At 66.0% G+C, this 24144-nt stretch carries 22 protein-coding genes; 6 read left to right on the top strand and 16 right to left on the bottom strand.

The features are described from left to right. The 7 genes from A5688_RS23855 to A5688_RS23825 form a co-directional block, all read right to left on the bottom strand. A complete protein-coding gene (locus A5688_RS23855) occupies positions 1-1128 on the bottom strand; it encodes a M24 family metallopeptidase (RefSeq protein WP_067909709.1) in 1128 nt (375 codons plus the stop codon). Continuing rightward, positions 1118-2371: a M24 family metallopeptidase gene (locus tag A5688_RS23850; protein ID WP_067909706.1), complete on the bottom strand. Its 1254-nt coding sequence runs from the start codon at positions 2369-2371 to the stop codon at positions 1118-1120. Before A5688_RS23850 ends, A5688_RS23855 begins: the two co-directional genes overlap by 11 nt. Continuing rightward, on the bottom strand, positions 2371-3432 hold the full coding sequence (locus A5688_RS23845; RefSeq protein WP_207546735.1) for an amidohydrolase family protein: 1062 nt from the start codon (positions 3430-3432) through the stop codon (positions 2371-2373). Before A5688_RS23845 ends, A5688_RS23850 begins: the two co-directional genes overlap by 1 nt. A gap of 153 nt (positions 3433-3585) precedes the next feature. Then, complete coding sequence (locus A5688_RS23840) at positions 3586-4830, bottom strand: cytochrome P450 (RefSeq protein ID WP_067832136.1); 1245 nt, start codon at positions 4828-4830, stop codon at positions 3586-3588. A gap of 1 nt (position 4831) precedes the next feature. Continuing rightward, positions 4832-5026: a ferredoxin gene (locus A5688_RS23835; protein ID WP_007777468.1), complete on the bottom strand. Its 195-nt coding sequence runs from the start codon at positions 5024-5026 to the stop codon at positions 4832-4834. An 11-nt stretch (positions 5027-5037) separates the two neighbouring features. Further along, a complete protein-coding gene (locus tag A5688_RS23830) occupies positions 5038-5703 on the bottom strand; it encodes a TetR/AcrR family transcriptional regulator (protein ID WP_067832133.1) in 666 nt (221 codons plus the stop codon). 159 nt (positions 5704-5862) lie between these two features. Next, complete coding sequence (locus A5688_RS23825) at positions 5863-6669, bottom strand: SDR family NAD(P)-dependent oxidoreductase (protein ID WP_067832131.1); 807 nt, start codon at positions 6667-6669, stop codon at positions 5863-5865. A 305-nt stretch (positions 6670-6974) separates the two neighbouring features. Here A5688_RS23825 and A5688_RS23820 point away from each other — a divergent pair, with 305 nt between their 5' ends. The 3 genes from A5688_RS23820 to A5688_RS23810 all read left to right on the top strand — a co-directional run bounded on the left by A5688_RS23820 (position 6975) and on the right by A5688_RS23810 (position 10276). After that, the gene (locus A5688_RS23820) at positions 6975-7739 is read left to right on the top strand and encodes an SDR family oxidoreductase (RefSeq protein ID WP_067909814.1); all 765 of its coding nucleotides are present in this window, start codon (positions 6975-6977) and stop codon (positions 7737-7739) included. Between the two features lie 21 nt (positions 7740-7760). Beyond that, positions 7761-8483, top strand: a complete 723-nt coding sequence (locus tag A5688_RS23815) for an SDR family NAD(P)-dependent oxidoreductase (RefSeq protein ID WP_067909703.1) — start codon at positions 7761-7763, stop codon at positions 8481-8483. 167 nt (positions 8484-8650) lie between these two features. After that, the gene (locus tag A5688_RS23810) at positions 8651-10276 is read left to right on the top strand and encodes a multicopper oxidase family protein (protein WP_067909811.1); all 1626 of its coding nucleotides are present in this window, start codon (positions 8651-8653) and stop codon (positions 10274-10276) included. A 3-nt stretch (positions 10277-10279) separates the two neighbouring features. Here the strand turns inward: A5688_RS23810 and A5688_RS23805 are convergent, their stop codons facing one another. The 8 genes from A5688_RS23805 to A5688_RS23770 are packed head-to-tail and all read right to left on the bottom strand — an operon-like array spanning position 10280 to position 19425. After that, a complete protein-coding gene (locus A5688_RS23805; protein WP_067832128.1) occupies positions 10280-11101 on the bottom strand; it encodes an alpha/beta fold hydrolase in 822 nt (273 codons plus the stop codon). Beyond that, positions 11101-12090: a cyclase family protein gene (locus tag A5688_RS23800; RefSeq protein ID WP_067832126.1), complete on the bottom strand. Its 990-nt coding sequence runs from the start codon at positions 12088-12090 to the stop codon at positions 11101-11103. The genes A5688_RS23805 and A5688_RS23800 overlap by 1 nt, the downstream gene beginning before the upstream one ends. Next, the gene (locus tag A5688_RS23795) at positions 12074-12904 is read right to left on the bottom strand and encodes a coniferyl-alcohol dehydrogenase (RefSeq protein WP_067832124.1); all 831 of its coding nucleotides are present in this window, start codon (positions 12902-12904) and stop codon (positions 12074-12076) included. The genes A5688_RS23800 and A5688_RS23795 overlap by 17 nt, the downstream gene beginning before the upstream one ends. Positions 12905-12944: 40 nt before the next feature. Continuing rightward, positions 12945-14246, bottom strand: coding sequence for an LLM class flavin-dependent oxidoreductase (locus tag A5688_RS23790; RefSeq protein WP_067832122.1), 1302 nt, complete (start codon positions 14244-14246; stop codon positions 12945-12947). A 2-nt stretch (positions 14247-14248) separates the two neighbouring features. Next, positions 14249-15976, bottom strand: coding sequence for an FAD-binding protein (locus A5688_RS23785; RefSeq protein WP_082951160.1), 1728 nt, complete (start codon positions 15974-15976; stop codon positions 14249-14251). A gap of 8 nt (positions 15977-15984) precedes the next feature. Then, positions 15985-16902, bottom strand: a complete 918-nt coding sequence (locus A5688_RS23780) for a 3-carboxyethylcatechol 2,3-dioxygenase (RefSeq protein ID WP_067909700.1) — start codon at positions 16900-16902, stop codon at positions 15985-15987. Beyond that, positions 16850-18562 carry a bifunctional 3-(3-hydroxy-phenyl)propionate/3-hydroxycinnamic acid hydroxylase gene (locus A5688_RS23775; protein ID WP_067832119.1) on the bottom strand — a complete coding sequence of 571 codons (1713 nt, stop codon included), beginning with the start codon at positions 18560-18562 and terminating at the stop codon, positions 16850-16852. Before A5688_RS23775 ends, A5688_RS23780 begins: the two co-directional genes overlap by 53 nt. Further along, positions 18562-19425, bottom strand: a complete 864-nt coding sequence (locus A5688_RS23770) for an alpha/beta fold hydrolase (RefSeq protein WP_067832117.1) — start codon at positions 19423-19425, stop codon at positions 18562-18564. The genes A5688_RS23775 and A5688_RS23770 overlap by 1 nt, the downstream gene beginning before the upstream one ends. Positions 19426-19551: 126 nt before the next feature. Here A5688_RS23770 and A5688_RS23765 point away from each other — a divergent pair, with 126 nt between their 5' ends. Together A5688_RS23765 and A5688_RS23760 are read left to right on the top strand one after the other, a co-directional pair. Then, a complete protein-coding gene (locus A5688_RS23765; protein ID WP_066865690.1) occupies positions 19552-20229 on the top strand; it encodes an IclR family transcriptional regulator in 678 nt (225 codons plus the stop codon). Between the two features lie 14 nt (positions 20230-20243). Then, entirely contained in the window at positions 20244-21860 is a 1617-nt protein-coding gene (locus tag A5688_RS23760; RefSeq protein WP_067909697.1) for an FAD-dependent oxidoreductase, read from the top strand. A gap of 73 nt (positions 21861-21933) precedes the next feature. Here A5688_RS23760 and A5688_RS23755 read toward each other — a convergent pair whose 3' ends face one another. Beyond that, positions 21934-23226, bottom strand: coding sequence for a sensor histidine kinase (locus A5688_RS23755; protein WP_242660243.1), 1293 nt, complete (start codon positions 23224-23226; stop codon positions 21934-21936). Positions 23227-23339: 113 nt separating this feature from the next. On the opposite strand from A5688_RS23755, the gene A5688_RS23750 reads away from it, so the two are divergent. Next, a complete protein-coding gene (locus A5688_RS23750) occupies positions 23340-23993 on the top strand; it encodes a response regulator (RefSeq protein WP_067832110.1) in 654 nt (217 codons plus the stop codon). Positions 23994-24144 lie beyond the last annotated feature (151 nt).

The raw sequence follows: 24144 nt of genomic DNA, 5'->3' as shown, positions 1-24144 counted from the left end.
CTAGGGCTGCCAGAACGGGCTCGCGGTGAGCACTTCGGGACCCTGCGCGGTGATCAGGACCGCTTCTCGCCCGAAGACCGCGCCGACTCCTTCTTGCCACACGTATCCCGTCACGGCCAGCACCATGCCCGGCTCCAACCGCTCGTCGGCGGCGGTCTCGGGCAGGTGCTGGGAGACCACCGGTGGGTCGAATCCCATGCCCAGGCCGCGGGCCACCGGCATCGGCGGCTCGGGCTCGCCCGCCGCCCGGTAGGCGCTGAGCAGTTCGCCCGCGCCCGCCCCGGGGCGGCACACACCGATCAGGTTGTCCCACAGGCGTTCCCAACGGCCTTGCAGGGCCGCGGCGCCGTCAGGCGCATGCCGGCTGTCGGCGGGCCAGGTCCGTCCCACTTCGCCGATATAGCCCCCCGCCAGCACTCCGGCGGAGAATGCCACCAGATCACCGTCGGCGATGCGGCCTTCGCGGTTGGCGCGCTGCCAGGGGTGCTTGCGCGAGGTCACCCACGCGACATCTTGATTCGACGGGGTGCTCACACCCCCGGCCGCGGAGGCCTCCAACAAGACGCCGGCCAGTGCCTGTTCGGTCACCCCGGGCCGCAACTCGGATACCGCGGCCGCCAGCGCCGACTCGGCTACCGCGATGGACCGCCGCAGGCCGGCGATCTCCTCGTCCGTTTTGACGCGGCGCGCTGCGCGCATGGCCAGCTCGCCGTCGACCAGTTGCGCGTTCGGAAACGCGGTCGGCAGGAGCTGCGCGAAAACCGGTGAGAGCGCATCGGTTCCGACGCGCCGGGCGGTCGCCGCTCCGTCGATGCGCTGCAGTGCCGCCATCGTGTTCATTGGGTTCCACGAGATGCCGTAGAGGTTCTCGTGGGGGATGTCTTCGGGAACGCCTTCGTCCCAGGTGCTGAGGAGGTGCACCGCACCGGTCTCACGCACCAGCACGCAGGTCGGGCCGAACGGGCGGGTGCCGGCCACCCACAGCTGCGGCGCCCCGGTCACGTAACGGACATTGGCTTGCCGGCCGAGGACCAGGACGTCGAGATCGTGCGCCGCCATCTGCTCCAGCGCCCGCTGGCGGCGCCCCAAGCGCAGCGTGCGCTCGTCAGGGCAAACTTCAACCGACATGGGAGCCATATGGGTCATAGGGGTAGTTGGTCAAGCGAATCCAGCCTTCCTCGGTAATCACCAGGACCTCTTCGCTGCGATAACCGCCGGTTCCGTCCTCCCACACGACGGGTTCCAGAACCAGCACCATCCCAGACTGGAGGACGAAATTCTCGTCGAAGTCCTGGCCGAGATCTGTTCCGATCATCGGCATTTCGGCGGCGTTGACGCCGATGCCATGGCCCAGGTAGAAGTGCGGCAGCCACGGTTTGGTGCCGCCGTTGGCCTTGATCGCGGCCCGTCCCAGATCCGCCGCGGTGGCACCGGCCTTGGCAACACCGAGCACCGCGCTCATGATCTCGAACCACTTGTCGAACTGCGCCTGCTGACGCGGCGATGGATCCCGCCCGACGATCCAGGTGCGCCCGAAGTCCGAGCAGTAGCCCTGATAGGTGATGCTGACGTCGGTCCACAGCACGTCACCTTCGGCGAGCTCACGTTCGGTGGTCAGCAGTGGCAGCGCCAGGTCGCCGTGCGTGGTCCATACGCCCTCGGCTTTGCTCGGCGGCATCACCTGCCAGATCGGTTCGAGCATGCTGGCCGTCGCGCCCAGCTCGAAGGCGCGGCGCAAAAAGCCTGCCGACAAATCGATCTGGCGGATGCCGGGGGCCAGGCTCTTCTGGACGTCGACCATCGCCTCGTCGGTGATCCTGATGGCCGTGCGCATGCAGGACAATTCATCCGGCGTCTTCACCGACTTCGCGGCGCTGACGATGGCCGCGGCGTCAACGGGTGCGCCACCGGGAAACAGCAGCTTCGCGGCCCGCGACATGGCGCCGGTGAACTCGTCGACCGCGACCACCGCTTTGGCCGGAATGAGGTCGGCCAGCCGGCGCGCGAAATGCTCGACGCCCTCGTCGAATTCGAGGTACACCGGCCCGTGCAAATGGTCGGCGGGCAAGTCCGATTCCTGCGACGCTCCCTCCCGGAACGGCAGGAACAGGTGCGGCGACGAGTCGTCGGCGAGCACCACCGCCACCGGTCGCTCGACGTAGGACAGGCCGGCGTCGCCGAGTGGCCAACTGGCGCCGGTGGCATAGACCACTGCGTTGTTGCCCAGCAGGATCATCGCGTCGACACCACGTTCGGTCATGGCCGAACGCAGCCGGGCGCCCGTCTCGCGGCGCAGGCGGGCCAAGTCGGCTGTTTCGGGAATCACCAGTCCGTTGCCGGTGCCGGTGTCCAGTTGCGCGAGGGTCGTCACTACAGACCCAGGAACTTCGTGATGTTGTCGCTGACGACTTTCACCGCGTTTTCCGGCCCGACGGCGTCGACCACGGCCTTCAGCGACTTCTCGGAATACCCGTAGGTGCTTTCGTTGTGCGGATAGTCACTGGACCACATCACCTTGTCCACCCCGATCTGGTCGATCAGCTGCAGACCCAGCGGGTCGACCATGAACGAGGCGCTCATGTGGGTGTCCCAGTAGTAGCGCACATCGTGCTGCAGCGGCCGGTTGAACATGTGCTGGTAGGACGCGACCAAGTGCTCGGCATCTTGCAAAGCCCAAGGCACCCACGCGATTCCACCCTCGAACCAGCCGATCCGCAGCCCGGGATGGTCGTCGAGGATCCCGGTGAAGAGGTATTTGGCGAACTGCTCGCGGAAGCCGTCGATGTTGATCATCATGCCGACCACCACGCTGTTGTACTGGCATGGGGTTTTCGGCGGGGTCTCGCCGATGTGGTGGGTCACGGGTAGGCCGGCGTCTTCGATCTCGTCCCAGACCGGCTTCATCGCGGTGCTGCCGTAGTCGATCACGTTGCCGTCGTCATCCTTGCCCGGGTTCAGGGGCAGCAGGAAGGTTTTGAGTCCCAGCGACTTCAGTTCAGCCAGCGTTCGTTTGGCGCCTTCGGGCTCCCACCAGTTGATCAGGCCCGCGCCGTAGAAGCGGCCGTTGGAACGCTCTTGTAGATCGGCGATGTATTCGTTGTAGATGCGGAAAGCGAGTTCGCGAAGTTTTTTGTCCGGGTAGTGAAAGAGCGCCAAGATCGCGTTGGGAAACGCCAGTTCCTTTTCGACGCCGTCGTCGTGCAGTTCTTGGATCCGGGCCTCGATGTTGGTGCTGGCGGCGCCGGGCAGGTCGTCGTACTGCATCAGCACGGCACTGAAGTCGCCCGGCAGGAATGACTGTCCCTTGCGGCCGACTTGGTAGGCGCCGTCCTCGTACCAGATCCGCGGCGCCTTATCCTTCAGATCGTCGGGAAACCGTTGGTAGAAAATGTCATCCGCCAACGAGATGTGGTTGTCCGCCGAGAAGACCACCGTCCCCTGCGGCAGGCCGACATCGCTGCCCGCGGCGTGGCCACGCCGATCCTTCGGAGCGCCGTAACCTCCGGGCGGGTAGAGCGTGCTTGTTTGAGTCGTCATCATTGACCCTCCATTCGGATCCGCGTTTTTGATAAGTAGCGGGCTGGGCTACCAGGTCACCGGTAGTTCGTAGACGCCGTAGGCGAGTCGGTCATCCTTGAACGGAACCTCCTCGATCGGAATGGCAAGCTGCAGCGTGGGAATTCGCCGGGCCAGGGTGTGGAAGACGATCTGCAGCTCCGCCCGGGCCAACTGCTGCCCCACGCACTGATGCCGGCCGTAACCGAATGCGACGTTGCGGTCGGCGCCGGAGCGGTGCAGGTACAGCCGGTCCGGTTCGGCGAACGCGTCCGGATCCCAGTTGGCCGGAGCCAGATCGATGATGATGCCCTCGCCGGCACGGATCGTCTCGCCGGCGATGTGGATGTCTTCGAGCGCGACGCGGCGCTGACCGTTCTGGATGATGCTGAGGTAGCGCAGCAGTTCCTCGACCGCACTGGCGACGACCTTCGGATCTTCGGCGTCGCGGATGACGGCCAGCTGGTCGGGATTCTCCAGCAGGGCGAGCACGCCGAGGCCGATCATGTTGGAGGTGGTCTCGTGCCCGGCGATCAGCAGGCCGGTGCCGAGCTGGGCGGCCTCCTTGACGCTGAGCTCGCCGGCCTTGACCCGCTCGGCGAGGTCGGAAACCGCGTCCTCGGCCGGGTTCTCCATCTTGGCCTCGACCAGCTGGGCGAGGTATTTGTTCAGACTCATCGCGCCTTTGACGGTGTCTTCACCGGTGGCGTAACGCGCGAGGCCGACGTTGGCGTGGTGCTGGAACATGTCGGCGTCTTCGTAGGGGACCCCCAGCAGCTGGCTGATCACCAGCGACGGCACCGGCAGTGCCAGCGCGGTGACGATGTCGGCGGGCTGGGGTCCGGCGAGTATCGCGTCGATGTGCTCGTCGGTGATCCGCTGGATGGTGGGGCGCAAACCCTCGACACGCTTGAACGTGAAGGGCTTCGACAGCATGCGCCGGAACCGGGTGTGCTCTTCACCGTCGGCGGTGAAGACCGACCGGGGGCGCTTGTGCACCGTCGACAGCATGCCTTCGTTCCAGTGCGGGAAGCCGGGCTGGCGGTCATCGACGCTGACTCGCGAATCCGAAAACAGCTCGCGCACTTGCTCGTAGCCCGTGATGAGCCACGGTGTGCTGCCGTCCCAGATACGGACCCGGGACAGCGGCCTGGCTTGGGCCAGTGCCATGACATCCGGCGGTGGGGCGAATGGGCAGCGCGGCTCCCTGGCCATCGGATAGTCCGGGATATCGGAGGTCTGCTCCGCTGCGGTGCTGGTCAATGTGTCTGACATGTCATTCCTCGATGTGGATGGCAAGCGCGGGACAGGCCGCCGCCGCGCGCCGCGCACCTTCGGCTTGCTCGGGCGTGGGATTCGGGTTGAGTAAGACGACGACGCCGTCGTCATCGCGCTGGTCGAACACTTCGGGCGCATTCATCACGCAGTTCCCCGAAGAAGCGCAAACATCCTGGTCTACAGTCACTTTCATCTGCGAGTCCTTCACTCGTACGCCGTCACGGGCGCCAACCACAGGCCCACGATCGCGTCGATGAGCCCCGATGCCGCGGCCCGCCATGAACGGTGAAACGTCGATGCGCCTGCGGCAAGGGCGCGTTCGCGGTCGGCGCAGGTGTGCATCAACAGGTTTCGGGCCATGATGTTGCGTTCGAAGTGCACTTCGGCCGGTAGCTCGGGCAGGCAGCGGTTGATGCCTTCGACGACCTGGACGAGCGACCGGGAGCTGAGCGCGCCCTTGACGATGATGTTGTAGTAGGCGGGGTCGGTCATCGCCTGAGCCGCGAAACGCGCGTACCAGGTCGGGTTTCCGAGTTCCTCCAGGTGATCGGTGAGCGGGCGCACCAAACAGGCCACCCAGTTGCGCATCTCGGTCGAACCACCCGTGTCCAGCAGCTCCGTCACCATCCGTTCGCGCAGCTGCTCGACCGGGCCGCGGTGCTTCTGCTCGATCGCCCGCACCAGGTCGGCCTTGGTGCCGAAGTGGTAACCGACCGCGGCGTTGTTGCCCTGACCGGCGGCCTCGCTGACCTGCCGGTTCGACACCGCGAACATGCCGTGCTCGGCGTACAGCCGCTCGGCGGCCGCCAGGATCGCCTCCTGGGTGGAACTGGCCCGATCGGTGCGAACGGTCCGGCCGGCGGTGGTCATTGGATCAGTCAACCCCGCGTGGAGCTTTAAGTCAAGCGATTGATTTAAATGGGCGGTCGCCGCGGTTGGACCTCCGACACGCGCGGGCCGAAGGTGACCGCATCGTCACGCTGGAGCCCGACCGGGACCGCACCGTCACGCTCGGGCCTTTCGGTGATGTCAGCTGTGCTTCCGGGACTTGATCACCTTGCCCGCCACGGTGCCACCGTCCACCGGCAGCACGGTCCCGGTCACATAACGCGACCGGTCCGTGGCGAAATACAGCGCCGCCTCGGCGACGTCGTCGGGGGTGCCCTCGCGCTTCAGCGGGCGGTCATCCCGCATGCCCTGGCGGATCCGTGCCTCGAATTCCTTCAGCTGCTCGGGGTCCATGCCGGCCGCGGACTTCCCCAAAATGGGCGTGGGGATACTGCCCGGCGCGATGGCATTCACCCGAATCTCGTAGTGAGCCAACTCAATTGCCGCGGACTTGGTGAATTGAATGACGGCCGCTTTGGACGCGCGATAGATCATCACGCCGCCGCCGGCCTGGATGCCGCCAATCGAGGTGATGTTGATGATCGATCCGCCACCGTGTTCGGCCATGTGCCGCGCGGCATCCCGGGTGCCCGCCATCACGCCAAGCACGTTCACCCCCATCACGCGGTGAAAATCGGCGAGGTCGTCGTCGAGCAACTTGCGCAGCGGGCTGGAAATCCCGGCGTTGTTCACCATGACGTGCAGGCCGCCGAACCTCTCGACGGCACCGGTTACCAGCGCTCCCACCTGTTCGGGGTCGGCGACATCCGTCTGCCGGAAGATTGCAGCGTCGCCGAGCCCGGCGGCCAGTTCCTCCCCCCGGTCGGTCTCGACATCGGCGATGACGACCCGCGCGCCCTCGGCCACAAACCGTTCCACCAGACCGCGACCAATACCCGAGGCCCCGCCAGTGACGATCGCGACCTTGCCGTCCAACTCGTTGACCACACGACGAGTTAATCGGTGCCGCGCACGTTAAGTCAAGCAGTTGATTTAACACCGGCACGCGCCTGGCCGGTGAGGGCCTGACCAATCCCGAGATCGCCGCTCAGTTGTTCATCAGCACCCACACCGTCGAATGGCATCTCCGAAAGGTGTTCGCCAAGCTAGGCACACCTCACGCAGACAACTCCGGGGTTGCGACTTGGCCCCCTGAGTCGAACAGGACTACGGACTTTCCAGGGTTCCGACCGGAACCCGCAAGGGCCATGCTGAAGGGACCAGTTGATCGGGAAATTCGGAAAGGCGTGATCATGAAGGTTCTGGTAATCGGCGGTAGTGGGCTCATCGGATCGCAGGTGGTCGCCCAACTCACCGAGCTGGGGCATGAGGCCGTCCCGGCCTCGCCGAGCTCGGGGGTCAACACCATCACCGGCGAAGGTCTCTCCGAGGCTGTCGCCGGGGTTCAGGCGGTGGTCGACGTGTCCAACTCGCCGTCCTGGGCCGACGACGACGTCTTGAACTTCTTCACGACCTCGACTCGCAACCTGCTCGAGGCCGAGCGTGCCGCCGGAGTCCAGCACCACGTCGCGCTGTCGATCGTGGGAGCCGATCGGGCCGCTGCCAGTGGCTACATGCGGGCCAAGGTCGCTCAGGAAAAGCTGATCACCGAGTCCGGCGCACCGTACACGATCGTGCGGGCCACGCAGTTCTTCGAATTCGTTGGGGGCATTGCCGATTCGATGGCCGACGGGGATACGGTCCACGCCCCGCATGGCGCGTTCCAACCGATTGCGGCCGCCGATGTCGCTACCGCCGTCACCCGCGCGGCTATCGGTGATCCGGCCGGGCTCGTCAATATCGCCGGCCCGGAAAGGCGCGGCATGGACGACTTCATCCGGACTCGGTTCGAGGCAACCGGCGACACTCGTCAGGTGGTGACCGACCCGGATGCCCAGTATTACGGCGCGGTGCTCGACGATCGGATGATCGTGCCGGTCGGGGGCGAAGAAGTCACCCTCTACCCCACCAAGTTCGGCGACTGGCTGGCCGCCCAGGTGCCCAGCAACGCCAAGTAGGCATCCGGGACGTTGACCCCGATGGAGCTGATGGATCAGACCGCCGTCATCACCGGCGGGACGGCGGGTATCGGACTGGAATCTGCGCGACTGCTCGCAAGCGAAGGAGCCACGGTCATCATCTCGGGCCGCGACCGGGCCAGGGGTGATCAAGCGGTCGAAGCCATCGGGGCGAACGCACGGTTCGTCCAGACCGACATGGCCGACGCAGAGTCGGTGAATTCGCTTGTGCAGCAGTGCGGCGAGGTCGACATCATCGTCAACAACGCCGGCAGCTTCCCGTCCGCGTTGACGGTCGACCAGGACATGGCGGTATTCGAGACGATGTTCAACACCAATGTCCGCGGCGCCTACTTCCTGGTCGCAGGCCTGATTCCGGGGATGCTGCAGCGCGGTCGCGGCAGCATTGTCAACGTCACCACCATGGCCGCGTTCAAAGGCACCCCCGGCGCCTCGGGCTACAGCGCCTCCAAGTCCGCGCTGGAATCGCTCACCCGCACCTGGGCCGCCGAGTTCGGGGCGGCCGGGGTGAGGGTGAACAGCGTGGCACCGGGCCCCACCCGCACGCTCGGGGTCGCCGCGGCATGGGGCGACGTGAACGAAGAGCTGGGGCGGGCGCTGCCGCTCGGCCGCACCGCGTTCGCGTCCGAAATCGCCGAGGCCGTGCTCTTCCTCAGTTCACCCCGGGCCAGCTTCATCACCGGTTCCACGCTGCATGTCGACGGCGGCGGCGCGGCCGTCTAGGGGTAGAATCCCCAGATGCGTTCGCACGTACTCACTTTGACGAACGCATCCACTCTATTCGGCGCGGTGCGCCACGCGATGATCGGAGGGTCTGGCGCTCGCGGTTGCGCTCCGCCTAGCATCCAAGCACGAGAATGTTGGGGCGAGCCCAAGACGAGGAGCACCTATTGCCCGTGCAGCCCACAAGCGGTATCGCCGTCGACAGAACCCAGCTCACCAGACGCGGTTTCATGGTCGCCGGTATCGCCGGTGGATTCGCGCTGACGGCGTGCAGTCAATCCAAGACCGAATCATCGGGCAGTGCCCGCATGGCCGCGGCGATCGCCGAAGCCGAGGCGGCCCGCCCGCACAGCGGTCGCACCGTCACCGCCAAGCTGACGTCCCAGGCGGTCGACGTCGACCTGGGTGGACCGGTCGTCCGCACACTCGCCTTCGGCAACAGCATCCCGGGTCCGGTGATCCGCGCCAACATCGGCGACGAGGTCGTGGTGACGGTGTCGAACCGCCTCGATCACCCGACGTCGGTGCATTGGCACGGCATCGCCCTGCGCAACGACATGGACGGCGCCGAGCCGGCCACACCCGACATCGCAGCCGGCCACGATTTCACCTATCGGTTCTCCGTGCCGAACTCGGGTACCTACTGGGCACACCCGCACACAGGGTTAGACGAGGACACCGGCCTCTACCTGCCGGTCATCGTCGACGACCCGACCGAGGGCAACTACGACGCCGAATGGATAGTCGTCCTTGATGATTGGACCGATGGCGTCGGGAAGAGTCCCCAGCAGCTCTACGGCGAACTGACCAATCCCAACAAGCCCCCGCCGGGCACGCCCGAAACGACCACGTCGACAACGCCGACGACGACCGAGACATCCTCTACGACAACCGAAACGACGACAACCGAAACGACGTCGAGCAGCCCGACAACCTCGACGAGCGCAGCGCCGGCACCTGCCATGGCGCGCGTCGGCACCAGCGATCTGCTCGGCGGCGACGCCGGAGACATCGCGTACCCGTACTATCTGGTCAATGGCCGAATCCCCGCTTCTCCCATGACCTTCAACGCGAAGCCCGGACAGCGCATACGGATTCGCTTCATCAACACCGCCTCCGACACCACGTTCCGGGTCGCACTGGCCGGGCATGCGATGACGGTGACTCACACCGACGGCTACCCCGTGGTGCCCGCCCAGGTCGACGCCCTGCTCATCGGGATGGCCGAACGTTACGACGTCACGGTGACCGCCGCGGACGGCGTCTTCCCGCTGGTCGCGGTCGCCGAAGGCAAGAACGGGCTGGGGCGCGCATTGCTCTCCACGGCCGCGGGCAGCGCGCCCGACCCGCAATTCCAGCCGGGTGAACTCACCAAGCGGGTAGGCACGGTCGAAATGTTTACCGCCACAACGCCGGTGAACCTGGGCCGCCCCGACCCCAACCTCAACCTTCCGGTTGTCCTGGGCGGCAGCATGATGCAGTACAACTGGACGATCAATGGACAGCCCTACGGCAAGACCAATCCGTTGCACATCCAGCAGGGCCAACGCCCCACCATCACGTTCGACAACACGACGATGATGTATCACCCGATTCATCTGCACGGGCATACGTTCCAGGTGCTCAGGGCCGACGGCAGCCCGGGCGCCCGCAAGGACACCGTCATGGTGCTGCCCAAGCAGAAGCTTGTTGCCCTCCTGATTGCCGACAATCCCGGAACCTGGGTGATGCACTGCCACAACACCTATCATCAGGTCGCCGGAATGATGACCCGCCTGGACTACGTCTTCTGACGGTCAGACCATGCCCAGGAAATCCATCAGCAACTCGTTGACCACGGTGGGTTGCTCGATCTGGGGGCAATGTCCGGCCTTGTCGACCACGACCGAGCGGGCCCCGTCGATCTGCTTGGCGATCTCGGCGGCCCAGCCGGCCGGGAGGAGCTTGTCACCTCCGCCTTCGACGACAAGCGTCGGTACGCCGATGCGTTCGTAGGCTCGCGCGCTCGACGGTGTCCCGGACGAGCCGGCGCCGGGCCGGCGGAACCGGGCCGCGGCGATGGCCTCCCACGCCCCCGGCGCTGTGCTCGACTCGTAGCGGCGCCGCACGTAGTCGTCGTCATCGGGATAGCCGGAGTCGAAGAACAGTGCTTGGACGATGCGGCGCATCGCCGGCAGCGTCGCGTCAAAATTCTGCAGCGCCTCGAAATGCTGGTTCTGCTGGATCTCTCCGCCGCCGCAGATGATCGCCAGGCTGCGGACTGGGAGTAGTGGCGCGTCCGACGTGGCGTCGGTGAGCAGATTGATGGCTCCCATCGAATTGCCCACGAAATGCGCCGAGCCGACGCCGAGCAGTTCGCAGAACCGCGCCACATGCCGGATCCGCATGCCGCGGCCGTCGACGAAGTCGATGACCTTCGCCGAACTCCCATACCCGAGCATGTCCGGGGCCAGTACCCTATAGCGCGCCGCCAGCGCGGGAATGGTGTGCTCCCAACCGAGTTCGGCGCTGGCGCCGAACTCACCGCCGTGCAGTAGCACCACCGGATCGCCTTCGCCAGCCTCCAGGTAGCCGGTCGCCAGGCCGTCGACCAGCATGGTTTTGCGCTGAAAGTCCATCACTTGATCGCGATCGGGTTCACCGGTGAGCCCACTGCCCCAACGAATCTCAGCGGCGGAGCGACGAGTTGAAACTCGTACACGCCGTCAGCGGCGCAATCGTCTGCCAGTGCGGTCAGGTCCCAATACTCGCCGAGCATCAGCCCCATGTCGCGCAGGCACAGCAGATGCAAGGGCAGAAATGCGCCCTCGACATCGGGTACCAGGTCCTCGACTTGAAGATTGTCGGAGGCGACTGCCGCGACTTCGCGATCGTGCAGCCACGAGGCGCACCGCCAATGCAGGCCAGAGAATGGCTCCGTCTTGTTGCCGGTCTGCAGGAACCTTGTCCACCAGCCGGTCCGGATCAGCACGATGTCGCCGCTCTCGACCGTCACGCGCTGCGCACGAACGACGTCATCGAGTTCTTCCGGGGTGATCGGATTGCCCTGTTCGAGGAAGACTTCCGCGTTGCGGTGGCGAACAAGGTCCAGCAGCACGCCACGCGAGGTGATGCCCTTGACATCAACCTTGTCGATGCTGCAATGGTAGGCCCCCATACTCGTCACGGAGCCCGACGAGAAGCCGTTGTAGAGCTTGCCTTCGTAGTAGACGTGTGACAGCGCATCCCACTGGGTGGCCGCCTGTAGCGGCATGATGATCATGTCTTCGTTGAAGCGAAACAGGTTGTCGACGAAGTAGTTACCCAACTGCCTCGCCGTCGGATTTTGCGTCCACTCGGGACCATACTGGGGAAGCGAGCTCGCATCCCCACCGTCCACGGTCATAAGAAGCATGGGATTGTGCCGAAAGCCGAATGCGCCCTGCGGTCCCGACGAGCCGAAGTCGACGCCAAGCGGAAACACCTTGCCATGCTTGACCAGGCCGGCCGCCTGGGCCACCTTGTCCGCGGTGATGAAGTTCAACGTGCCGAGTTCGTCGTCGTTGCCCCACCGCCCCCAGTTGGAAACGTCACGCGCGACCCGCCGAAAATCAGTCAAGTCGGCCATCGGCCGCCCCTTCCTCGAGTTCACGGGCGATCGCGGCGCCCACGTTTCCGCCGTCCACCCACAACACGTGGCCCGAAATATAGCTGGCGGCATTGCTATTCAGGAAGAGCAGAACCGAGGCCTGCTCGGCGGGGCCGGAAACACGCCCCAGCGGCTTGGGAATGTCGTCGAGAAAGCCTTGCCCGTACGCCGTGCGCAGCTGGTCCAGGATCGGTGTCTCGGTGACCCCGGGACCGGTGCAGTTGATGCGGATTCCCCGCGCGCCCAGCGGGGTTGCGCTGCGCATGGTGTACAGGATGATCGCTTCCTTGGACAACTGGTAGCCGGTGCCCAGCGCATCCGGATTCCCCGCACACCAGTCGATGCCCTCCCGCATCGACGCGGTATGCAGCAGCGGTGCCACCTCTTGCAAGTGCTCCCGGTATCCGGCCGCCGCAAGCGATGACACGCTCGCAATGGACGACCCCACAACCATCTTCGGAATCAGCGCCTCGGTGACGTGACGCATCCCCAAGAAGTTGATGGTCACGACCAGTGCCGGATCGCCGATCCCCGACGACACGCCCGCAACATTGAACAGAGCATCAACTGGGCCCGTGACCGTGGCCACCGCCGACTCGATCGACGTTTGATCGGCCAGGTCGATTTCGTGAAACTCATCGATCGCGAAGTCGGGTCGCCGCTTGTCCAGCCCGATGACCTCGGCCCCAAGCTCGGCGAGCTGCCGGACCACGTGTTCGCCGATGCCCGAAGCACATCCGGTAACCACCGCGCGGCGACCGTCGTAGCGCCACAGCTCGTCGATCTCTCCCAAGGCTCGCCCCGAAATCCTCCGACTCAGATGCCTTCCGGCACTACTTCTGCTGTTCCTTCGCGCGCTGTGCGGCCTGGACGCGGCCTTCGTTGATCTCCGCCATGGCTTCGGGGATCTCGCTGGCGGTGAACTTACCGCCACGACCCGTCGGCAGTCCACCAAACGAGTAATCCTCGTCGAATTGCGGTGCGGTCGATTTCGGCCGGCGCGCCTCCACCTTCTCGATGACGGGTTCGAGCCGCTTCGCCTTTTCCGCCACCGCCTTGGCGTCGCGCTCGATGAATTCGGGAAGCACCTCTTTGCCCATCAGCTCGATGGATTCCATGGTGCCCTCGTGGCTGCGCGGGTTGAGCAGCAAGATGATCTCGTCGACACCGCTTTCTTCGTAGCCGCGCAGGAACTCGCGTACCGTGGCCGGAGATCCGATGGCACCGCGGCCCGGCCCGTACGCCAGCGTCGGATCCTTTTCCACCTCTTCGAGATAGCGCTTCCACACCCCGGTCCGTCCCGGCGTGTGCACTCCCGTCATGTAGTAGTGCATGATGCCGAACGAGAAGAATCCGCCGCCTTGTCCAAGGCGTTGCAGCGCCTGCTCATCGGTCTTGGCCACCATCATCGAGAGGTCACCGCCGATGGCCAGGATGTTCGGGTTGATGCGGGGAGTTACCGGGACGCCGTTCTCCTCGAACTCTTTGTAGTAGCCGTTCACCCGCTCGGTCAGCGGGCCGGGCCCGGTGTAGGCGAAACTCAAAGCCCCGATCGCCTTTTGGGCGGCCATCTGCACGCTGGCCGGCCGCGTGCAGGCGACCCAGACCGGCGGATGCGGCTTTTGCAGCGGCTTGGGAACGACGTTGCGCGCGGGCATCTGGACGTGTTCGCCGTTGAAGCCGGTGAACGGCTCTTCGATCATGCAGCGGATCGAAACCTCAAGGGCCTCTTCCCACTGTGCGCGCTTGTCGGCGGGGTCGATGTTGAATCCGCCGAGTTCACCGACCGACGATGATTCCCCGGTCCCGAATTCGACGCGGCCGTTGGAGAGCAGGTCAAGGGTGGCGATGCGTTCGGCGACGCGGGCGGGGTGATTGACCACCGGCGGCAGGTGCATGATGCCGAATCCCAGCCGAATGTTCTTGGTTCGCTGGCTGGCCGCCGCCAAGAAGATCTCCGGTGCCGTCGAGTGGCAGTACTCCTCGAGAAAGTGGTGCTCGGTCAGCCACACGGTGGAGAAGCCCGCTTTGTCGGCTGCCTCGACCTCGTTGAGACAGTCCTGCAGCATGACGTGTTCGTCATCGGGCGCCCAGGGCCGCGGCAGAGCGAATTCGTAGAACAGTGAGATTTTCATCCTTACCTCCTATGAGTATTAATGGCTCGGTTGGCCGCTTGGGCCGCAACGTGTTTCGCCGCGACATAGCCGAAGGTCATGGCTGGGCCGATGGTGGCCCCGGCACCGGCGTAGCTGCGGCCCATCACCGGCGCGGAGGTGTTACCCACCGCGTAGAGTCCGGGCACCGCGGTGCCATCGGTCCGCAGCACGCGGGCGTGCTCGTCGGTCAGCAGCCCGCCGGAGGTCCCCAGGTCTCCGAGGACGATCCGGAAGGCGTAGTACGGCGGATCGCCCAGCGGGTACAGGTTCGGGTTGGGCAGGGTGTGGTCGCCGTAATAGTTGTCATACACGCTGTCGCCGCGGTTGAAGTCGTCGTCGTGTCCCTTGCGCGCGAGTTCGTTGAAGCGGCGGGCGGTTTCGGCAAGCTGCCCCGCGGGCACGCCGATCTTCGCCGCCATCTCGTCCCATGTCATGGCCGCTTTGACCACACCCGATTCCAGCCAGGTCGGCGGGATCTTCCGGCCGGTGGGCACCGGCGCCCCCGGGATCTTGGGTATCGGCAGGTGGCCCCCGACGACGTAGCGATTGAACGATCTGTGGTCGGTGATCAGCCAACACGGGATGTGGGTGATGCCGGACTTCTGGCCGTCGATCATGGCGTGCCCGAAGTCCATGTAGGGGGCCGCCTCGTTGATGAAGCGCTTGCCCGCGCCGTTGACGATGAACTGCGCCGGCATCATCCGTTCGTTGAGCATGAACTGCATGCGGCCGTCCGGCCACTGGATCGCCGGGAACCACCATGCCTCGTCGAGGAGGTCCGTCGCGGCGCCGACCTTTTGGCCGGCGCGGATGCCATCGCCCATGGCCGCGGGATTGCCGAAGCTCCAGTCCTGGTCCACCTCGGGTAGGAGTTCCTTGCGCCAGGCGAGGTCGTGGTCGAAGCCACCGGACGCCAGGATGACGCCCAGGCGGGCGCCGACCCGCTGCGACTTGCCCTCTCGTTCCACCAGCGCACCGGTGACCGCTCCGTCGGAGTCGGTGAGCAGCTGCACCATCGGCGAGTCCAGCCAGAGGGGGATGCCGCGTTCCCGCAGCGCCAACCGGAGCCGGGCCGCCAGCGACTGCCCGATCGCGGCCATTCGCTCGCCGAACACCCGGGCCCGGACCATCCGTGAAATCAACTTCAGCAGCACGCCTTTGCCGGCCCATGACTGCCTGATCCGGTAGAACGTGCGCAGTTCCTTGGGGCCCAACCAGATTCCCTTCGGTGCCAGCGCCAGCGGCTGCAACAGCTTCTGCTCGTCGGGGCCCAACTTCCGCAGGTCGATGGGCGGCACGTTGATGGTGCTGCCCAGTTCGGAGCCGCCGGGCAACTCGGGGTAGTAGTCGGCATAGCCGGGCTTCCAGACGAATTCGAACCACCCGGACAGTTGCTCCAAGAATTGCAGCATTTGTGGTGCGGTCTCGACGTATTGCCGCAGCCGCGCCTCGCTGACCAGGCCCTCGGTGATCTGTCTGAGGTAGTCCACGACGGCCTCGGGCGACGGCACATAGCCCTCCCTTCGCTGCGCGGGAGCCCCGGGCACCCAGATGCCGCCGCCGGACAACGCGGTGGAACCCCCGAAGTGGGAAGACTTTTCGATCACCAGCGCGTCAAGCCCGGAGGCCTGCGCCGTCAGCGCGGCCGTCATGCCGCCACCGCCGGATCCGACGATGAGCACGTCGACGACGTGGTCGAAACGGTCCAATGCCGCCGTCACTTCGGAATCGCCGTTCTGATTGCGAAACCGGCGATCAGTTCGGGCGCGGGTTTGTAGTACCGTCCGGTGGTCTCGTAGGGCCCCGCCGCTTCCAGCGCCGCGAACGCCGCTACCCAGGTGCGGATTTCCTGCGCGGAGCTGCCACCCTCGTGGGCGACAAACGAATTCGACCACCCATCCAATTCGCTCAGCCATCCTCCGTCGATGATTTCCAGGAATCGGTGGTCCCATGTCGGGTTGAGTGCCTGCAGCTCGCTCTCGCCGGTGGCGAAATTCTTGGCCGCGTCGATGACGGCGGCCTGCCGGGCCTGGCGCTGTTCGGTGGTCATCGGCCGGCCATGCACGATCCGCTCGAGCACCGGCGCAGGCGCGGTCGCCAGGGTCGGTACTGGCGGGCTGTGCGAGAGTCCACCGGAGCCCAGGATCAGAACCCGCTTGTCCAGGGTGGCCAGGTAGCTGCCGACGGCGGTGCCGAGCGCACGGCAGCGATGCATCGGCCCCAGCGGGACCCCGATGGCGTTGACGAAGATCGGTATCACGGGACGCGAGGTGGCGTTCCCGAAAAGTTTCTCGAGCGGCTGCACGGTGCCGTGATCGACGTCCATGCTCGCCGATACCGCGACGTCGACGCCGGCGTCGAGAACCGCCTTCGCGCATTCGGACGCAAGGGTTTCCGGCACGTTCAACGCGCCGGCGTAGGTGCCGTAGTCGCCCACCCCACAGGCGCTGGTGCCGATGCAGAAGGGCGGCATCACCTTGTAGAAGAAGCCGTTGTAGTGATCCGGCGAGAAACTGACCACCAGTTCGGGGTCATACTCCTCGACGAAGCTTCGCGCTTGTGCGATTGCGCCTTCGATGTCGTCAAGCAGGTCCTGCGACGGCCCCGGAAGATTCAGGAGAGGGCTGTGCGACATACAGCACAGAGCCAGTGCCACTTTGGAAATCACCCCCTCGCGGCGTGAGTGCGAGCGCATCAAGCAGTGCGGCGCTCAGATCGGGGGAACGCTGAGCGATGCAGGCACCCGCGATGCATCGGTCGGGGCGCAGGAACAGCACCGATTCGGAGTGTGCGTCGAACCAAGATTTGAGGCCGCCGTGCCGATCGCCGACGACCACGACATCGGGGTCGTCGTGTCCGGTCCAGTGCAGCTGGGTGGCCGGCCGGAGCGCAAAGAACCGGGCGCCCAGCGCCTTCCAGTTCGCGAACGCAACATCGCCGAGAATCTTGCGCGGGTTGTTGTTCCAGCACATCACCGCGAACCAAGTGCCGAGTATGTCGTCGAGCAACACGTTCTGCTGGTCTCGGGTGTCGACGCGCGGCTGGATGAACAGTGTTCCCACCGGCGAATCGGTACTGCCCGGCGCGGCGTGCACGACGGCGCCGTGCTCGTAGCGGGGCATCGGCTTGAACCGCATTTCCAACACATATCGCTTGAGCGACGGCACGACCGACGCCGACCGCACCAGAAGGTCCCGCGCGGTCGCCACCCGGCGGTTGGTCGGCGAGATCACCCGACCCACCATGGTGGACAGGTCGATCATCGCGCGGGCGTGCTTGCGACGTTCCACGTCATAGGTGTCCAGCAGCGTGTCGTCGGCCCGGCCATTGACCACCGCGGCGAGCTTCCAGCCCAGGTTCGCCGCGTCCCGGATCCCGCTGTTGTAGCCCTGCCCCTGCCATACCGGCATCAAGTGAGCGGCGTCGCCGGCCAGCAGCATCCGGCCCTGGCGGAACGCGCCGGCGATCCGTGAGTGGTGGGTGTACACCCGCCGCCGAATCACGTCGACCCGGTCGGGGTGGGGCACCATCCGCGCCAGCATCTGCGTCAGGAACGCCGGGTCTTCGGCCTGTTCGTCGGTCTCGTCGGCGTGAATCATGAACTCGAAGCGGCGAATTCCGTGGGCGATTGAGATCGAGGCGTACGGGCGCTCGGGGTCGGCGCCGACTTCGCTGTTGGGATGCCCGAGGGGGTCGTTGGCGATGTCGACGACCAGCCACCGCGTCGAGGACGTCGTTCCGTCGAAGGAGACTCCCATCACCCGGCGGGTCATGCTGCGGCCGCCGTCGCACCCGACCACGTAGCGCGCCCGCACCGTGGTGCTATCCCCGTCGCCACCAAGCTCGACCGTGACGCCATCGGCGGTTTCCGCGCAACCGGTCATCGGCCGGCTCCACCGCACCTCGACGCCATCGAATCGGTCGAGACCGGCCAGCAACTCGGCGTCGACGAGCGGTTGGACGAACCCGTTGCGCTTGGGCCAACCGAAACGCGCGTCGGGTGGCGCCATTTCGGCAAGCACCCGGCGCTTGGCGTCGAAGAATCGCAGAATCTGGTTGGGGACCGTGTGCGGCAGGACGCGGTCGACCAGGCCGATCGACTGGAAGGTGCGCAACGACTCGTCGTCGAGGCCGACCCCGCGCGGATAGTCGATCAGGGTGTCGCGTTCGTCGACCAACAACGTTCGAACACCCTGCAGGCCAAGGATATTGGCCAGGGTTAGACCGACCGGGCCCGCCCCGACGATGACAACGTCGACGTCGACGCTCGGTGTCTGGTGCCCGTCGGTCGCCATCAGCGCCCTAGCAGGAAGTCGAGATGCAACTGGTTGAACGTCTTGGCGTCCTCGTACTGCGGCCAATGACCGCACCCCGGCATCACTTCGAAGCGCGCGCCCGGGATCATCGAGGCCATCCGACGTCCCTCCGTCACGTCGGCGGTGGGGTCGTCACTGGTCCACAGCACCAGCGTCGGGGCGATGATCGATCCGTATTCGTCCGGGCCGAGGATGTTGCGCGCCCGAATCTCCGGGTCTTGCAACGCCATGATGTCGCTCATGGCCGAGACGAATCCAGGTTGGCGATAGACCCTTTGGCGGCTGGCAACCAGGTCGTCGTACGCCTTCGACTTGTCGGCCATCAGCCATTTGATGCGCGCTTGCACCGTTTCCCAGGTCGGGTCCTCGGCGGCGGCCATGGACAGCGTGATGATCCGTTGCATCACCGCGGGATCGGCCTGCGAGCCGCCTGCGGTGTTAAGCACCAGTCGCTCAACCACATCCGGGTGGTCGATCGCGGTACGGGCGGCCACCCAGCCGCCGAGCGATTCGCCGCTGATGCACGCGCGATCGACCCCGATGGTGCGCAGCACCGCCATCAAGTGCTCGACGTAGTGGCGGACCTCCAGCGGATGTCCCGGCTTGTCGGTGTACCCGTGGCCCAGCATGTCGATCGACCAGGTCCAGAAATGCTCGGCGTGCGCGGCCAGATTGCGGACGTAGGCCTCGGCGTGGCCACCGGATCCGTGCAGCAGCATCAGTACCGGCTTGCCCGGATCACCGGCACGCAGGTAGCGGGTACGCACTCCTCCGGCGTCGAGGTAGCCCTGCTCAAACGCGACGCCCTGGAGATCGCTCCAGATGCTCTCGAACTCCGCCACGGTGCTGTCCGGCCTCCAGATCGGGGAAATCTCGTTCTCGTTTTCGGCTTACCTGGTGTGCTAATATCGCACACTAATGTGCGTTATATATAGAGCTTCGCTCTCGCGGGAAGGTCTGTCAAGGCCGTGACCGGGTCCGGTACCGGTTCGCAGACCCTGGCCAGGGGTCTGACGGCGCTGCAGATGGTGGCGGACTCCCCCAGCGGACTGACGGTGCAACAGCTCGCCGATCAGGTGGGGGTGCACCGCACCATCGCGTACCGATTGCTGACGACGTTGGCCGAGTTCCGACTGGTGGCCAAGGGAGAGGACGGCCGCTACCGGCCGGCAGCGGGCCTGGCCGTGCTCGGCGCTTCCTTCGACCGCAATGTGCGCCAGGTGAGTCTGCCGACGCTGCGCGCGCTGGCCGACGAGCTCGGCACCACCGTGTCCCTACTCATCGCCGAAGGCGACCAACAGGTGGCCATCGCGGTGATCGTGCCCAGCCATGTCGCCTACCAGCTTTCGTTTCACGAAGGCAGCCGATACCCGCTGGATCGCGGCGCCGCCGGGATCGCCCTGCTCGCGTGCATGCCCCCGCGCCCGGGTGAACGCGAGCTGGTTTCCCGTGCGCGCGAACGTGGTTGGGTGACGACCTACGGTGAAATCGAACCGAATACCTACGGGCTGGCCGTGGGGGTGCGCCGCCCGGTGCCGTCACCGCCAACGTGCATCAACCTCATCTCACACCGGGAAGACGTCGTTATGCGCGGCAAGGATGCGGTCGTCAAAGCCGCCAAGCAGTTGTCGGAGCTACTGAGCTGAAGGGATAGCAACCCATGTCATGGGACCACGAAGTCGACGTCGTCGTGCTCGGCAGTGGCGGCGCCGGCCTCAGCGCCGCGCTGACCGCGGCCGTAGCGGGCGCCTCGGTGGAGGTCTACGAGAAGGCCCCGACCGTCGGCGGGACCACCGCCGTCTCCGGCGGCATCGTGTGGATCCCCGCCCACAACCGTTCTCCCGACGGCGAATTGACGCCCACCGAAGCGCTGCGGTACCTGCGTGCCCAGTCACTCGGGTCGATGGACGACGAGTTGGTCGAAACGTTCGTGCGGACCGGCCCGGCCATGCTCGATTTCATCGAGGCCCACAGCGGCCTCCAGTTCGAGATCGCCACCGGCTTTCCCGACTATCGTCCCGAGTTGCCGGGAGGGCAGCCGACCGGCGGCAGGTCGCTGAGTGCTGCCCCCTTCGACCTGGCTCAATTGGGCGAATGGGCAACCCGGATCACGTCTTTCCCGGCCGACTGGTCGAACGTCGGTTTCGACGCCGAGACCAGGGCGCGCCTGCACGCGGCGATCGACGAACGTACCGGCCATTTGTGCGTCGCGGGCACCGCGCTGATCGCGGGGCTCCTCAAGGGACTCCTGGACGCCGGGGTGACCCCGCACACCAACGCCCGGGCCGAAGGACTCATCGCCGAGGACGGAGAAATAACCGGTGTGCGGGTGGCCCTACCGGATCGGACCATCAGGGTTCGCGCCCGGCACGGGGTCATCCTGGGCACCGGGGGCTTCGAGTGGGATCCGACTCTGGCACAAGCCTTTCTGCGCGGTCCCATGCACGGCGCGGTGTCGCCGCCCAACAACACCGGCGACGGTCTGCGCATGGCGATGGAGCACGGCGCCGCGCTGGCCAACATGGGTGAAGCGTGGTGGGTGCCGATCGTGCAGATCCCGGGTGACACCATCGAAGGCAAGCCGCGCAGCCGCAGCGTGCGGCTGGAAAGAACGCGGCCGCGCAGCATCATCGTCAACCAGGCCGGCCGGCGATTCGTCAACGAGGCATGCGATTACAACTCGATGGCCGGGGCCTTCCACTACCTGGATCCTCGCGGCGGCTACGTCAACGACCGCGGGTGGATGGTCTTCGATTCGATTCACCTGCAGCGCTACGGATTCCTCGGTGTCGAACCGGGGCAGCCCGTTCCGGACTGGTTCTGCGAGTCGGCCGACCTTGCCGAGTTGGCCGCCAAGACCGGCATCGACGCCGACGGATTAACCCGCACCGTCGAGAACTGGAACCGTCACGTGGCCGCCGGCGCGGACCCCGACTTCGGGCGCGGCTCCAGCGCTTACGACGGCTACTGGGGTGACGACAGCGCGACCACGCCGGCCGGCAGGACACTGGGCCCGATCGACACCGCTCCGTTCTACGCGGTGCCGGTGAGCATCGGTGCGATGGGCACCAAGGGCGGACCGCGCACCGATCACGATGCCCGCGTTCTGCACGTCGGCGGCGAGCCGATACCGGGCCTGTTCGCGGCGGGCAATGCGATGGGCGGTGTGACCGGACGGGCCTACGGGGGCGCTGGCGGAACCCTGGGCCCGGCAATGGTTTTCGGCTATCGTGCGGGTCACGCTGCCGCCACCGGGAAGTCGGTCGACCTGAAGTAGGGCTTGACTTGGGTCGGACTCCGGTGCGGCACACGGCGCCGCCTGACCGACCAATAGTCGAGTTCCATATGCGCTAGCGCAGGTGCTGGCGCATATGGAAGTCACCATATGACCGGGGTACCAGTACCTGTGTGGTGGATGTCGGCGAACCCTTGAGCGGCACTTCGACGCAGACGTGCGTGCCAACCGGGGCGTCGAGAAACATCAGGGCACCCCCGGCCGCCTCCACCCGGGCGCGGTGTGACGCCAGCCCGATGTGCCCCTCCCCCAGACGGCGCGCCACCGTCTCCTGGCTGAACCCCACGCCGTCGTCGACGACATGCAGAACGCACGTGTGGTCGGTGATCCCGAGCATGACCGTCGCGTTGCGGGCCTCGGCATGTTGCACGACGTTGGACAGCAACTCACGAACCACGCCGAACACGACCGGGTCGACGTGGTTGCGCGTCGAGTATTCGATGTCGGTGGTGATGTCGATGCCGGAACGCTGTGCGGTGAACTCCGCGAGTTGTTTCACCGCGGCGCCGAGTCCTACCTGTTCGAGAACCGCCGGGTGCAACTCGAAGGTGGCCTGGCGCAATCGTTCCGAGGCCGACTGCAAGCCCGCCAGTGCCCGGTCCACACGCTCATCGCCGTGCAGCGCCGCGTCCAATTCGACCAACTCCTGGCGCACCGCCAGAATGTCTTGCAGTGGTCCGTCGTGAATGAATTCCGAGATCCGCCGCGCCGCCTCGTCCGACGCATTCATCGTCTGAGCAAGCAATTCCTCCCGCAGCGCGCTCAGGCCGGCCACCGAGCGGATATGACGCTCCTCGATGCGCACCACCAAGAAAGCCGCGCAACAGAGGAATGCGTAGAGAAAGAACCGAAATCCCGCCTCTGACAACCGGACCGAGCTCGACATCACCGGATCTTGAAGCACCGCAATGGCGAACCCGAGCATCGAGAAGATCAGCACCACCGCCGCCCGGCGGGAGGAGACGTCGAGTCCCAACAAGACCGGCAACATCGCCATGATCAGCAGCGGATAGATCCCGTTGGTGGACAACAGCTGAAAGACCGTCAGCGCGACAACGTCGATGACGGTGAACGCGAACGGCTCGAGCCGGCCAATCGCGACCAAGCGGCCCAATCCGATCCATCGACGGAACGGAGCGAACGCCAATCCCAGCGCGCAGAGCGCGACAACTGCGTACAGGCCGATCAGCACGCTTTCCTGCGGCCACTCCGACCGGTCGGTGCCGACGGCCATGGCCGCCACCATGAGGCCGACCACGCCCAGCCGGAGCACCGAGCCGATGCGATACGAGCGCAATTGGTGAATCGCGCGCACGCGTTCCAGTTCTGCGTCACCGGCTACCGCCACCCGATCACCGTACTCATCCGGGTGTGCCGCACCGAAGCAAACTGCAAAATGACTCATCGTGGCGGCCAGAGAATGCGAACGCCGCTGTGGGGCAAACCGCTACACTCATCGCCATGGTCAGCGCGGCTCCCCCCGAAACGGTGCGGGTGGTCGTGGGCGACGATCACCCGCTTTTTCGGGAAGGCGTCGTGCGCGCGCTGTCGTCGAGCGGTTCGGTCCGCGTCGTCGGTGAGGCGGAAGACGGCTCTGCCGCTTTGGAATTGATCAAGTCGCAGGTGCCCGACGTCGCGCTGCTCGACTACCGGATGCCCGGCATGGACGGCGCCCAGGTGGCGGCGGCGGTGCGTACCCAGGGTCTGGCCACCCGGGTGTTGCTGATCTCGGCACACGACGAGCCGGCGATCGTGTACCAGGCGCTGCAGCAGGGGGCGGCCGGGTTCGTGCTGAAGGACTCGACGCGCAGCGAGATCGTCAAGGCCGTGCTCGACTGCGCGCAGGGTCACGACGTGGTGGCGCCCACGCTCGTCGGCGGCCTTGCCGCGGAGATCCGGCAGCGTGCGGAGCCGACCGCGCCGGTGCTGAGCGCGCGCGAACGTGAGGTGCTCAGTCGGATCGCGCACGGCAAAAGCATCCCCGCGATTGCCGGTGAGCTCTTTGTGGCCCCGTCGACGGTCAAAACGCACGTGCAACGCCTCTACGAGAAGCTCGGTGTCAGCGACCGTGCGGCCGCGGTCGCCGAGGCAATGCGCCAAGGTCTGCTCAGCTAGCGGCCGACCAGGGCTTCGGCTCCGGCGCGCGCGTAATCCGCTGCGCCCGCACCAATGCCCGTGCGGAGGCCATCGCCTCGGCGACCAACTGGCGCGCCCCGCGCTCCACCTCGCAGAGGTCTTTGGCGTTGCAACCGGCCGCGATCAGCTG

Source organism: Mycobacterium mantenii (assembly GCF_001667865.1).
Taxonomy (GTDB): Bacteria; Actinomycetota; Actinomycetes; order Mycobacteriales; family Mycobacteriaceae; genus Mycobacterium; species Mycobacterium mantenii_A.
Note: the sequence above shows the minus strand (reverse complement) of the source record. Positions and strands in the feature narration are given on the sequence as shown.

Excerpts from the sequence above, each read along its gene's own strand:
- A5688_RS23815 (WP_067909703.1), top strand. The coding sequence starts at position 7,761 with ATGGAGCTGATGGATCAGACCGCCGTCATCACCGGCGGGACGGCGGGT.
- A5688_RS23790 (WP_067832122.1), bottom strand. The coding sequence starts at position 14,246 with ATGAAAATCTCACTGTTCTACGAATTCGCTCTGCCGCGGCCCTGGGCG.
- A5688_RS23820 (WP_067909814.1), top strand. The coding sequence starts at position 6,975 with ATGAAGGTTCTGGTAATCGGCGGTAGTGGGCTCATCGGATCGCAGGTG.
- A5688_RS23830 (WP_067832133.1), bottom strand. The coding sequence starts at position 5,703 with ATGACCACCGCCGGCCGGACCGTTCGCACCGATCGGGCCAGTTCCACC.
- A5688_RS23775 (WP_067832119.1), bottom strand. The coding sequence starts at position 18,562 with ATGGCGACCGACGGGCACCAGACACCGAGCGTCGACGTCGACGTTGTC.
- A5688_RS23805 (WP_067832128.1), bottom strand. The coding sequence starts at position 11,101 with ATGGACTTTCAGCGCAAAACCATGCTGGTCGACGGCCTGGCGACCGGC.
- A5688_RS23780 (WP_067909700.1), bottom strand. The coding sequence starts at position 16,902 with ATGTCGCACAGCCCTCTCCTGAATCTTCCGGGGCCGTCGCAGGACCTG.
- A5688_RS23760 (WP_067909697.1), top strand. The coding sequence starts at position 20,244 with ATGTCATGGGACCACGAAGTCGACGTCGTCGTGCTCGGCAGTGGCGGC.
- A5688_RS23835 (WP_007777468.1), bottom strand. The coding sequence starts at position 5,026 with ATGAAAGTGACTGTAGACCAGGATGTTTGCGCTTCTTCGGGGAACTGC.
- A5688_RS23800 (WP_067832126.1), bottom strand. The coding sequence starts at position 12,090 with ATGGCCGACTTGACTGATTTTCGGCGGGTCGCGCGTGACGTTTCCAAC.
- A5688_RS23840 (WP_067832136.1), bottom strand. The coding sequence starts at position 4,830 with ATGTCAGACACATTGACCAGCACCGCAGCGGAGCAGACCTCCGATATC.
- A5688_RS23750 (WP_067832110.1), top strand. The coding sequence starts at position 23,340 with ATGGTCAGCGCGGCTCCCCCCGAAACGGTGCGGGTGGTCGTGGGCGAC.
- A5688_RS23855 (WP_067909709.1), bottom strand. The coding sequence starts at position 1,128 with ATGTCGGTTGAAGTTTGCCCTGACGAGCGCACGCTGCGCTTGGGGCGC.